12 protein-coding genes and 1 other annotated feature are annotated in these 12,031 nt (G+C 56.4%); of the genes, 8 read left to right on the top strand and 4 right to left on the bottom strand.

Translation table 11 applies throughout. The annotated features are described in order from the left end of the window. Positions 1-11: 11 nt before the first annotated feature. On the top strand, positions 12-335 hold the full coding sequence (gene trpR / locus AC2CF9_RS09820; protein ID WP_150018737.1) for a trp operon repressor: 324 nt from the start codon (positions 12-14) through the stop codon (positions 333-335). On the opposite strand, the gene yjjX is transcribed toward trpR, so the two are convergent. Next, positions 310-828, bottom strand: a complete 519-nt coding sequence (gene yjjX / locus AC2CF9_RS09815; protein WP_150018736.1) for an inosine/xanthosine triphosphatase — start codon at positions 826-828, stop codon at positions 310-312. The two genes, trpR and yjjX, sit on opposite strands and share 26 nt — an antisense overlap. A 51-nt stretch (positions 829-879) precedes the next feature. Between yjjX and gpmB the strand changes: the two genes are divergently transcribed. Continuing rightward, on the top strand, positions 880-1,533 hold the full coding sequence (gpmB, locus tag AC2CF9_RS09810; protein ID WP_039382453.1) for a 2,3-diphosphoglycerate-dependent phosphoglycerate mutase GpmB: 654 nt from the start codon (positions 880-882) through the stop codon (positions 1,531-1,533). A gap of 550 nt (positions 1,534-2,083) precedes the next feature. Here gpmB and robA read toward each other — a convergent pair. Continuing rightward, positions 2,084-2,965 carry an MDR efflux pump AcrAB transcriptional activator RobA gene (gene robA / locus AC2CF9_RS09805; protein WP_039382458.1) on the bottom strand — a complete coding sequence of 294 codons (882 nt, stop codon included), beginning with the start codon at positions 2,963-2,965 and terminating at the stop codon, positions 2,084-2,086. Between the two features lie 194 nt (positions 2,966-3,159). On the opposite strand from robA, the gene creA reads away from it, so the two are divergent. After that, positions 3,160-3,633 (top strand): protein CreA, encoded by a 474-nt coding sequence (gene creA, locus AC2CF9_RS09800; RefSeq protein ID WP_039382459.1) that lies wholly within the window; start codon positions 3,160-3,162, stop codon positions 3,631-3,633. A 45-nt stretch (positions 3,634-3,678) separates the two neighbouring features. Here the strand turns inward: creA and arcA are convergent, their stop codons facing one another. After that, positions 3,679-4,395, bottom strand: coding sequence for a two-component system response regulator ArcA (gene arcA, locus AC2CF9_RS09795; RefSeq protein WP_039382461.1), 717 nt, complete (start codon positions 4,393-4,395; stop codon positions 3,679-3,681). Positions 4,396-4,994: 599 nt separating this feature from the next. Here arcA and AC2CF9_RS09790 point away from each other — a divergent pair. From AC2CF9_RS09790 to thrC, 5 genes are all read left to right on the top strand, one after another. Continuing rightward, the gene (locus AC2CF9_RS09790) at positions 4,995-5,699 is read left to right on the top strand and encodes a tRNA/rRNA methyltransferase (protein WP_150017999.1); all 705 of its coding nucleotides are present in this window, start codon (positions 4,995-4,997) and stop codon (positions 5,697-5,699) included. Between the two features lie 185 nt (positions 5,700-5,884). Then, positions 5,885-5,956 (top strand): thr operon leader peptide, encoded by a 72-nt coding sequence (gene thrL / locus AC2CF9_RS09785; protein WP_071669149.1) that lies wholly within the window; start codon positions 5,885-5,887, stop codon positions 5,954-5,956. After that, positions 5,892-6,013, top strand: a sequence feature (Thr leader region). It overlaps the preceding gene by 65 nt. A gap of 26 nt (positions 6,014-6,039) precedes the next feature. Continuing rightward, positions 6,040-8,502 (top strand): bifunctional aspartate kinase/homoserine dehydrogenase I, encoded by a 2,463-nt coding sequence (gene thrA / locus AC2CF9_RS09780; protein WP_484556861.1) that lies wholly within the window; start codon positions 6,040-6,042, stop codon positions 8,500-8,502. A gap of 2 nt (positions 8,503-8,504) precedes the next feature. After that, on the top strand, positions 8,505-9,434 hold the full coding sequence (thrB, locus tag AC2CF9_RS09775; RefSeq protein ID WP_484556920.1) for a homoserine kinase: 930 nt from the start codon (positions 8,505-8,507) through the stop codon (positions 9,432-9,434). Positions 9,435-9,437: 3 nt separating this feature from the next. Beyond that, positions 9,438-10,721 carry a threonine synthase gene (gene thrC, locus AC2CF9_RS09770; RefSeq protein WP_150017997.1) on the top strand — a complete coding sequence of 428 codons (1,284 nt, stop codon included), beginning with the start codon at positions 9,438-9,440 and terminating at the stop codon, positions 10,719-10,721. Between the two features lie 377 nt (positions 10,722-11,098). Here the strand turns inward: thrC and yaaA are convergent, their stop codons facing one another. Continuing rightward, positions 11,099-11,875 (bottom strand): peroxide stress protein YaaA, encoded by a 777-nt coding sequence (yaaA, locus tag AC2CF9_RS09765; protein ID WP_150017996.1) that lies wholly within the window; start codon positions 11,873-11,875, stop codon positions 11,099-11,101. Positions 11,876-12,031 lie beyond the last annotated feature (156 nt).

Genomic DNA, 12,031 nt, shown 5'->3' with positions numbered 1-12,031 from the left:
CGGAAGCCACTATGCCTTCATCCCTTTCTGAGCAGCCCACTGACGATCACTGGCTGCGTTTTATCGACCTGATGCAGCATGCGTTTGCCGATAACGTGGCGCTGCCGATGCTGCAGCTGATGATGACGCCCGATGAACGTGAATCGTTCGGCACGCGGCTGCGCATTATCGAAGCGTTGATCAATGGCGATATCAGCCAGCGCGAATTGAAAAACGAGCTGGGCGTGGGCATTGCGACGATAACGCGCGGCTCTAACAGCCTGAAAGAGGCGCCGCCCGAACTCAGACGCTGGCTGGAATCGCGGCTGATTACTGCTGATAAAGCGGATGAGTAAACGGGCAGAGCGCGAGGATCAGCGCCTGATGATAGACGCTGGAGCGGGTCAGCAGGCCCTGCGTAAAAGCGCCGATCGCGCCGCCCTTATGTTTGATATTGTCAACCCCGGTCAGGCGCGCCATCTCATCGCCCAGCTCGCGCCCGGCTGCTAATCCTGCCAGTACAACCGGCGGCAGCGTAAAGCTGGCAGAGCGTGATTCACCGCGCTGCTGTGCATTTTCCACTACCATCCATGCAAACGCGCAGTCGTCTTCGATGCCCGCTTCAATAGCCACCCAGAAGTCTGCCTCTGGCGCAGCCGCGCGGGCGTTAATCACGCGCTGACGTGCGCCGCTGCGCGTTTCCGTATCGCTAAGCGGCTGCGCCGCCACGCCGCTCTCGACCGCTACCCCGCGAATATGGCAGGATCCCTCACCGAATACGTCGCTGAACGCCTGCGCAACCGCATGAATTTTTGCCGGATTGGTGGTGGCTGCGACAACATGGTACATAATTGGTTGAACCCTCAAGGCAAATTTGTCGCAGTATAACGGAAATTACGCATGTTACAGGTCTATCTTGTTCGTCACGGTGAAACGGTTTGGAATGCGGCCCGACGCATTCAGGGGCAGTCCGACAGTGCTCTGACGGATAAAGGTGAACAGCAGGCGCGTCAGGTCGGTGAGCGGGTGAAGACGCTGGGCATTACGCACGTTATCGCCAGTGATTTAGGCCGTACCCGACGTACGGCAGAGATTATCGCTGACGCCTGCGGCTGCCCGGTTACGCTGGATGCTCGTCTGCGCGAGCTGAATATGGGCTGTCTGGAGCAGCGTCCGCTTGATGGCCTGACGGCAGAAGAAGAACGCTGGCGCAAGGCGCTGGTAGATGGCACCGAAGCGGGGCGCATTCCCGGCGGCGAGTCGATGAGCGAGCTGGCGGCGCGCATGCATGATGCGCTGAACGCCTGCCTCGATCTGCCCGCCGGCAGCCGGCCATTGCTGGTCAGCCACGGTATGGCGCTGGGTGCCCTGGTGAGCACCATTCTGGGTTTACCGGCGCATGCGGAACGACGCCTGCGCCTGCGCAACTGCTCGATTTCACGCGTGGATCATCAGCAGAGTGCCTGGCTGGCGTCTGGCTGGATCGTAGAGACCGCCGGCGACGTTTCGCATCTGGATGCCCCGGCACTGGATGAGCTGCCAGGGGCGCATTAATGCGCCCGTATCAATGCGCGTACGGGACGTGATGACGTTTTTACTGCGGCCAGGGGCGCATTAATGCGCCCCCTACGGAAAATGTAGGGGCGCCATTAATGGCGCCCAGGTTGGCGCGCGTACGGAACGTGATGACGTTTTTTACCGCGGCCAGGGGCGCATTAATGGCGCCCGTATCAATGCGCGTACGGGACGTGATGACGTTTTTCACCGCGGCCAGAGGGGCGCATTAATGCGCCCCCTACGGAAAATGTAGAGGCGCCATTAATGGCGCCCGGGTTGGCGCGCGTACGGAACGTGATGACGTCATTAATGGCGCCCAGGTTGATGGGCGCTCGGGACGTGATGACGTTTTTCACCGCGGCCAGGGGCGCATTAATGCGCCCCCTACGGAAAATGTAGGGGCGCCATTAATGGCGCCCAGGTTGGCGCGCGTACGGAACGTGATGACGTCATTAATGGCGCCCGGGTTGATAGGCGCACGGGACGTGATGACGTTTTTTACCGCGGCCAGGGGCGCATTAATGCGCCCGGCGAGGTTCTTTGGCGATTAATTAACGGGCTGCGGGCGGATCGGGATCAGGTATTCGCAGCGGATATCGGCAGGCGGTTCGCTGCGCTTTTTGCCGCCGTGGGTATAGAATCGCTCAATATCCTGCCCCTGACGACGAATCAGCCCCAGCAGCGGCATGCAGGTGCCGTAGAGCATCAGGATAAACTCCTGCAGCGCGACGCGCGGACCCTCATAGCTGAACTGCACGTAGTCGCCCGCTTCCAGCGTCACGCGCTGATTTGACTGCATATTCAGCGCCTGCTGATCGGCCGGGACCGCCGTGGTATAGAGGATCTCCTGCTCATCATCTTTCTCATGGCTGGCGCGCACCTGATGCAGACCATAAAGCACCGGCGGCACGGTGTCGGTTTCCAGCAGGAACTGTTTCCAGAAGTGCACGCGCATCTCATCACGGTAGCGGGAGATCTGCTCCAGCGCGCAGGTATAACTCTGCGTCTGGCCCACCAGAATCGTCTCCGGCAGCGTGACAAACTGTGCTTCCGGCACGGGCTGGTTATCCAGACGAATGGGCGGGCGGATACCGTAAGAGTTCCACTCGGATGAGCGGCGATACCAGGCGGGCGTCTGATTAAACTGTTTCTTAAACGCGCGCGTAAATGTCTGCTGTGAATCGAAGCGATACTGCAGAGCGATATCGAGGATAGGGCGGCTGGTCAGACGTAGCGCCACGGCGGCTTTAGAGAGACGACGCGCACGGATATAGGCCCCGATGGCGTGTCCGGTAACCTCTTTAAACATCCGTTGCAGGTGCCATTTGGAGTAACCCGCTTTCAGTGCAACGTTATCAAGTGAAAGCGGCTGATCCAGATGGCTCTCCAGCCAGACAAGCAAATCGCGAATGATACCGGCTTGGTCCATAAAACATCCTCATAACTCTCTGGTGGCGCAACGATGAAGTCGTCGAATAATAGCACTAAATGCACAAACGCGCGGCGCTTGTGTGTTGATCAACTGTGCTATATCAATGCGGGTGATAACCCGTTCAGGTTTGGTTCTTTGTTCTGGTGACGATACATTATCGCCACATCTCTTTCCTTTGCAATGGTAACCCAATGACAATAAATCGCGCTCTTATAGTCACGCTGGCAACTTTTATGCTCACTCCCGTCGCGCTGGCGGAGGAGATCGGCTCTGTTGACACCGTATTCAAAATTTTCGGCCCCGATCATAAGATCGTGGTCGAGGCGTTCGACGATCCGGACGTGAAAAATGTCACCTGCTATATCAGCCGGGCTAAAACCGGCGGTATCAAAGGGGGCCTGGGGCTGGCTGAAGATACATCGGATGCGGCTATCTCCTGCCAGCAGGTAGGGCCTGTAGAGCTTAGCGAGAAAATCGCACAAGGCAAGGCGCAGGGAGAAGTCGTGTTTCGTAAGCGGACATCGCTGGTGTTTAAGAAGCTGCAGGTGGTGCGCTTTTTTGACCAGAAACGCAACGCGCTGGTCTATCTGAGCTACTCAGATAAGGTTGTGGATGGATCGCCGAAAAACGCGCTAAGCGCGGTGCCGATTATGCCGTGGCACTAAAGCAGCTAAAAAAAACGCCCGAACGGGCGTTTTTTATTGTTTAACTTAATCCTGCAGCTCACCGCAGAAGCGATAGCCTTCGCCATGGATGGTGGCGATGATTTCCGGCGTATCGGGCGTCGACTCGAAATGTTTACGAATACGGCGAATCGTGACATCCACGGTACGGTCATGCGGCTTAAGCTCGCGACCGGTCATCTTCTTAAGCAGATCGGCACGCGTCTGGATTTTGCCCGGATTTTCGCAGAAGTGCAGCATCGCGCGGAACTCGCTGCGCGGTAGCTTATACTGCTCACCGTTTGGACTGATCAGGGAACGGCTGTTGATATCCAGCTCCCAGCCGTTAAAGCGGTAGCTCTCTACCTGACGGCGCTCTTCACCCGGCATCGCCAGGTTCATGGTGCGCGACAGCAGATTACGTGCGCGAATAGTCAGCTCACGCGGATTAAAAGGTTTGGTGATGTAGTCATCAGCACCAATTTCCAGGCCGAGGATTTTATCCACTTCATTATCGCGACCGGTCAGAAACATCAGCGCGACATTTGCCTGTTCACGCAGCTCGCGCGCCAGCAGCAATCCATTTTTCCCTGGGAGGTTGATATCCATAATCACCAGGTTTACGTCATTGTCTGTTAAAACCTGATGCATTTCAGCACCGTCAGTGGCTTCATAGACCACGTAACCTTCCGCCTCAAAAATACTTTTTAGCGTGTTACGCGTGACCAGTTCGTCTTCAACGATAAGAATGTGCGGGGTCTGCATGTTTTGCTACCTAAAATTTGCCAACAAATCGAAAACAGGGCGTACCGCCGTTGCCGCGACAGAATAAAGGCGTGTGCGCAGCCGGAGTACGAAATAATCTTCGGAATATACCATCCATCAGGTCAACTTCAGTGTCAGCTCAGCCGGTCAGAATGAATATCTGTGCGCCCCGTTGGGATCAGAATAGCGTTTATCCTAACCGTATTAACAGCAACCTAACAGCACCAGTAACAACCGATAAGCATAAAAACAACGCTTCGTTGACTTATATCAAAAGCAAGTGTAGCACGTTAACACTTTTATGAAAAACTTCTCCTGTATTGCCAGCTTAGCTCACAAAAAGCAGCATTTTCGCTACATTTAACCGGCGGTTTTGAACGCATGGAAATTGCATAAATAGCTAACGTAGTATGATGAATTAACAGGATTTATGTTTTATAAGCGCATAATATCTGTCTGATTGCGACAAATGTCATCGGCACAATTTATTCCAGCGGTTTAACATTATTAACATTCTGCTTTATCACCGCATAACAATTGGTATTTTTTTCGCTGCATGCCACCATAGCGCATAGTGTTAATTTGCTACTGGAAAAATTATGTCTTTTCCCCTGATTTTAGTTTCACCCGCCCGTCCGGAAAATATTGGTGCCGCTGCCCGCGCAATGAAAACCATGGGCTTTACTGAGCTGCGCATTGTCGCCAGCGATGCGTGGCAGGATCCGGCGGCGCGGCGCGTTGCGCACGGCGCCGGTGAAATCCTCGACAATGTTCAGACGTATGCCACGCTAAGTGACGCGCTGGCCGATGTCGATTTTTCTGTCGCCACCACGGCGCGCAGCCGGGCGAAGTTTCGCTACTATGCAACGCCTGCGCAGGTAGAGACGATTCTGCAGGAAAAGCGGCAGTGGCTGCCGCGCATTGCGCTGGTATTTGGTCGTGAAGATAGCGGGCTGACGAACGAGGAGCTGGATCAGGTCGATCTGCTGACCGGTATTCCTATGGCGGCGGATTATCCCTCACTCAATCTGGGACAGGCGGTAATGGTCTACTGCTATCAGCTCGCCTCGCTTAATCAGGTCACCGTCACTCCGGCAGAAACGGCCAATGCGCTGCAGCTGCAGGCGCTGCGTCAGCGTTTTCAGCAGCTGCTCACGACGCTTGAGGTGAGCGATGACACCAAGATGGTGGACTGGATCGATCAGCGCATCGGTCTGCTGGAGCAGCGCGACAGCGCAATGCTGCACCGGCTGCTGCACGATGTGGAAAAAAAGCTGGCAGAGCATTACTCGGCAAAATCCTGAGCGGGTAGTTGCTGATCGGGCATCTCGCCTCCGGGCTGAACGATCGCAACACCATTTACCCGATCCAGCGCAGCACTGCCCGGCTTCAGGTTCAGCGGCAAAAGACAAATTCGTTGACTTAACGTGCGCTTTGCTTTACTTCTGGAAGGCAGACGGACAAGACAAAGACAGACAGAAAAATCTTAATGCGTAACGACAGCCTGAACACCACAACAATTATTACCACCACCATTACCACAGGTAACGGTGCGGGCTGACGCATACAGGAAAAATAAAAAAGAAGCCCGCACCTCAACAGTGCGGGCTTTTTTTTCGGCAAAAATTCAGGAGAGCTTTAACCATGCGAGTGCTGAAATTCGGCGGAACCTCAGTAGCAAACGCAGAGCGCTTTCTGCGCGTAGCGGACATTCTGGAAAGCAATGCGCAGCAGGGACAGGTTGCCACCGTGCTCTCTGCACCTGCAAAAATTACTAATCACCTGGTGGCGATGATTGAAAAAACCATCAGCGGCCAGGATCCTCTGCCGAATATCAGCGACGCTGAGCGCATTTTTGCCGATCTCCTGCAGGGCCTTGCGGCCGCTCAGCCAGGGTTTGACGTTGAGCGCGTCAGCACCTTTGTTGCGCTGGAGTTTGCTCAGCTTAAGCAGGTGCTGCACGGTATCAGCCTGCTGGGGCAGTGCCCGGACGCGGTCAATGCCGCTATCATCTGCCGGGGCGAAAAGCTGTCGATCGCCATTATGGAGGCGCTGCTGCAGGCGCGTGGCTATCAGGTGACCGTGATCGATCCGGTTGAGAAGCTGCTCGCCGTAGGACACTATCTGGAGTCCACCGTGGATATCCCTGAATCCAGCCGTCGCATTGCCGCCAGTCAGATCCCGGCCGATCATATGATCCTGATGGCTGGCTTCACTGCCGGTAACGAAAAAGGCGAGCTGGTCGTACTGGGGCGCAACGGTTCCGACTACTCAGCTGCCGTGCTGGCCGCCTGTCTGCGCGCTGACTGCTGCGAAATCTGGACCGATGTCGATGGCGTCTATACCTGCGATCCGCGCCAGGTGCCCGATGCGCGCCTGCTGAAGTCGATGTCCTATCAGGAGGCGATGGAGCTCTCCTACTTTGGCGCTAAAGTTCTGCACCCGCGTACCATTGCGCCAATCGCACAGTTTCAGATCCCCTGCTTAATTAAAAATACCGCTAATCCGCAGGCGCCCGGCACGCTGATTGGCGGCGAGGGCAGCGATGACGAAAATCCGGTCAAAGGCATCACCCACCTAAACAACATGGCGATGTTCAACGTCTCCGGCCCCGGAATGAAAGGCATGGTAGGCATGGCCGCGCGCGTGTTTGCTGCGATGTCCCGCACCGGCATCTCCGTAGTGCTGATCACTCAATCCTCCTCCGAATACAGTATCAGCTTCTGCGTACCCCAGAGCGAGCAGGCGCGCGCACGGCGCGTGCTGGAAGAGGAGTTTCATCTTGAGCTGAAAGAGGGCCTGCTCGATCCGCTGGATGTGCTGGAGCAGCTGGCGGTGATTTCAGTGGTAGGCGATGGCATGCGCACGCTGCGCGGCATCTCCGCAAAATTCTTTTCGGCGCTGGCGCGCGCCAATATTAATATCGTGGCGATTGCCCAGGGCTCTTCCGAACGCTCAATCTCTGTCGTGGTAAGCAATGACGATGTGACTACCGGCGTGCGCGTTGTGCATCAGATGCTGTTCGCGACCGATCAGGTGATTGAAGTGTTCGTGGTCGGCGTTGGCGGCGTTGGCGGTGCGTTGCTGGATCAGCTGCATCGCCAGCAGGCGTGGCTGAAAGGCAAACATATCGATCTGCGCGTCTGCGGGATCGCAAATTCGCGCGCGCTGCTGACCAACGTCCATGGCATCGACCTTAAAGACTGGAAAGGGGCGCTGAGTGAGGCGCGCGAGCCGTTTAACCTCGGACGTCTGATCCGGCTGGTAAAAGAGTACCACCTGCTTAATCCGGTGATCGTCGACTGTACTTCAAGTCAGGCGGTGGCCGACCAGTATGCTGACTTCCTTGCCGAAGGTTTTCATGTCGTGACGCCTAATAAAAAGGCGAACACCTCTTCGTGGAACTACTACCAGCAGATGCGGGCTGCCGCTGCGAAGTCGCGCCGCAAGTTTCTTTATGACACCAACGTCGGTGCCGGTCTGCCGGTGATTGAAAACCTGCAGAATCTGCTGAACGCGGGCGATGAACTGATTAAGTTTTCCGGCATTCTCTCCGGCTCGCTCTCTTTTATCTTCGGCAAACTGGATGAGGGGATGTCGCTCTCCCAGGCAACCACGCTGGCGCGCGAGATGGGCTTTACTGAACCCGATCCGCGTGACGACCTGTCAGGAATGGATGTGGCGCGCAAGCTGCTGATCCTGGCGCGTGAAGCGGGGCATCAGCTGGAGCTGAGCGATATCACTATTGAGCCGCTTCTGCCTGCCAGTCTGACTGAACTGGCGGATGCGGATCAGTTTATGGCGCGTCTGCCGGAGCTGGATAACGCCTTTGCAGCACGCGTCGCTCAGGCGCGCGATGAAGGCAAAGTGTTGCGTTTTGTCGGAGCGATTGCAGAAGATGGTCACTGCAGCGTTAAAATTGAGGCGGTAGACGGCAACGATCCGCTGTGCAAAGTGAAAAACGGTGAAAATGCGCTGGCGTTCTATAGCCGCTACTATCAGCCGATTCCGCTGGTACTGCGCGGGTATGGTGCAGGGAATGATGTTACCGCAGCGGGCGTGTTTGCTGATTTGCTGCGTACGCTGTCGTGGAAGTTAGGAGTTTAATGATGGTAAAAATTTATGCACCGGCCTCCATCGGCAACGTCAGCGTTGGCTTTGACGTGCTGGGAGCCGCGGTGTCGCCGGTGGATGGATCGCTGCTGGGTGACTGTGTGGCAGTTGAAGCGGCCGATCGTTTCAGCCTTGAGAATCGCGGTCGGTTTGTCAGCAAGCTGCCTGACGATCCCAAAGAAAATATCGTTTATCAGTGCTGGGAGCGTTTCTGTCAGGCGACTGGCAAAGAAGTGCCGGTGGCGATGACGCTGGAGAAAAATATGCCGATCGGCTCCGGCCTCGGCTCCAGCGCCTGTTCCGTCGTGGCAGGCTTAATGGCGATGAACGAATTCTGCGGCAAGCCGCTCAGCGATACCGCACTGCTGGCGCTGATGGGCGAGCTGGAAGGGCGTATCTCTGGCAGCGTACATTATGACAATGTGGCTCCGTGCTTTCTCGGCGGCGTACAATTGATGATTGAAGAGCAGGGGATTATCAGCCAGCAGGTGCCCTGCTTTGATGAGTGGCTGTGGGTTATGGCGTATCCCGGCATTAAAGTTTCTACCGCGGAAGCGCGGGCGATTCTGCCGGCGCAATATCGCAAGCAGGATGTGATTAAACATGGCCGCCTGCTGGCTGGCTTTATCCACGCCTGCCATACCCGGCAGCCGCAGCTGGCGGCTAAGTTAATGCAGGATGTGGTGGCCGAACCGTACCGCACCAAACTGCTGCCAGGCTTCGCCGCAGCACGGCAGGCGGCGGCCGATATTGGCGCGCTGGCCTGCGGCATCTCGGGCTCCGGTCCGACGCTTTTCGCTGTTTGCAATGAGATGGCAACGGCACAGCGGATGGCAGACTGGCTGAGCCAGCACTATCTGCAGAATGAAGAAGGCTTCGTCCATATCTGCCGTCTTGATACGGCTGGCGCACGTAAACTGGGATAACGTATGAAACTCTATAATCTTAAGGATCACAACGAGCAGGTCAGCTTCTCGCAGGCAGTCAAACAGGGGCTGGGCTCGCAGCAGGGGCTGTTCTTTCCACTGGAGCTGCCGGAATTTGAACTGACCGATATCGATGCGATGCTGGAGATGGACTTTGTCAGCCGCAGCAGCAAAATCCTGTCTGCTTATATCGGCGATGAAGTTACCCCGCATCAGCTGGCTGAGCGGGTCAAAACGGCCTTTACCTTCCCGGCACCGGTGGCGAAAGTCAGCGAAGATATCGCCTGTCTGGAGCTGTTCCACGGCCCGACGCTGGCATTCAAAGATTTCGGCGGCCGCTTTATGGCGCAGATGCTCTCCTATGTCTCCGGCGCAGATGAGCAGATCACTATTCTGACTGCGACCTCAGGCGATACCGGCGCTGCCGTAGCGCACGCTTTCTACGGTATGGACAATGTGCGTGTAGTAATCCTCTATCCACAGGGCAAAATCAGCGCCCTGCAGGAAAAACTGTTCTGTACGCTGGGTGGCAATATTGAAACTATCGCGATTGATGGCGATTTCGATACCTGCCAGTCGCTGGTTAAGCAGGCGTTTGATGATGAGGAGCTGAAAAAAGCGATTGGCCTTAACTCCGCTAACTCCATCAATATCAGCCGCCTGCTGGCGCAGATCTGCTACTACTTTGAGGCGGTCGCACAGCTTCCGCAGGAGCAGCGTAATCAGCTGGTGGTTTCCGTACCCAGCGGTAACTTTGGCGATCTCACGGCTGGCCTGCTGGCGAAATCGCTCGGTCTGCCAATCAAACGGTTTATTGCCGCAACCAACGCCAACGACACAGTACCGCGCTTTCTCGGCAACGGTGCCTGGCAGCCAAATGCCACCGTGGCTACCCTGTCAAACGCAATGGATGTCAGCCAGCCGAACAACTGGCCGCGCGTGGAAGAGCTGTTCCGCCGTAAAACCTGGCGTCTGACCGATCTCGCTTACGGTGCGGTCTCTGATGAGACGACGCAGGCCACGATGCGCGAGCTGGCCGAGCTGGGCTACCTCTCAGAGCCGCACGCGGCCATCGCTTATCGTCTGCTGCGCGATCAGCTGCAGGAAGGTGAGTATGGATTGTTCCTCGGTACAGCGCATCCGGCGAAATTCCGCGAGAGCGTAGAGGAGATTCTGGGGCAGACGCTTACGCTGCCGCAGGCGCTGGCCGATCGCGCCGATCTGCCGCTGCTGTCACACCAGATGCCGGCAGAGTTTGCCGCACTGCGCAAATTCCTGCTGCAGTAACAGATCGGGGCGTAGTTTATGGCAGCCAGGGGCGCATAAATGCGCCCCCTACAGGTACCCCATCCGTAGGGGCGCCATTCATGGCGCCCGGGTTGATGTGCGTACGAAACGCGATAGCGCCAGGGGCGCATAAATGCGCCCCCTACGGATATCGGATGTTCCCGTAGGGGCGCCATTTATGGCGCCCGGGTTGATGCGCGTACGAAACGTGATGACGCCATTCATGGCGCCCGGGTTGATGTGCGTACGAAACGTGATAGCGCCAGGGGCGCATAAATGCGCCCCCTACGGATATCCCATCCCCCCGTAGGGGCGCCATTCATGGCGACCGGATTGATGTGCGTGCGAAACGTGATGACGCCCCGGCATCAATTGATTTATGCCTGCTCCTGACGCTTAAACACCAGCTCATTTCCCTGGCTGGCTGCCGCATCAAAACGGTATCCATCCACATCAAACTGCTTCAGCTGATCTGGCTGTGTCAGACGATGCTCAATTACAAAACGGCTCATCAGACCGCGCGCTTTTTTGGCATAAAAACTGATGACCTTATAGTGGCCGCTCTTTTCATCCAGAAACACCGGTTTTATCAGCCGGGCATTCAGTTTCGCCGGCTTTACCGCCCGGAAATATTCATCTGACGCCAGGTTAATCAGCACCTGGTCCCCCTGCGCCTGTAGCGCCTGATTCAGCGCTTCCGTGAGCGTATCGCCCCAGAAACTATAGAGATCGCGGCCAGCCGGGTTTGCCAGTCGGGTGCCCATCTCCAGCCGGTAGGGCTGCATCAGATCCAGCGGACGCAGCAGGCCGTACAGCCCTGAGAGCATACGCAGGTGCTGCTGGGCAAAATCAAAATCTGCCTCGCTAAAGCGTTCAGCCTGCAGGCCGGTATAAACATCCCCTTTGAACGCCAGAATAGCCGGACGCGCATTTTCCGGCGAAAAGGGCGGCTGCCACTGGTTAAAGCGCTCGGCGTTCAGGTGCGCCAGCTTATCGCTGATACGCATCAGCGAAGCGATATCAGCCGGAGAGAGGGCGCGCGCAACGTCAATCAGCTGCTGCGATTTTTCCAGCAGCTCAGGCTGGGTAAAGCGGGGGGTGGCAAGCGGGCTCTCATAATCCAGCGTTTTAGCCGGTGAAATCACCATCAGCATACCGGGTCTCCTTGTGCGCCTGCTTAAATATCAGGACATTAACGGAAAATGCATTGCGCGGAGTGTATCAAAAAAGCGGCATTAATCGGCAAATCACTCCTATTTGTCAGCGCTATCGTAAAGGGCACGCCACGATGTTGCGCCGCTGATTGCGCG

Source organism: Pantoea sp. SYBGC1, from assembly GCF_057197005.1.
This window is presented reverse-complemented; position numbering and strand designations above follow the sequence as displayed.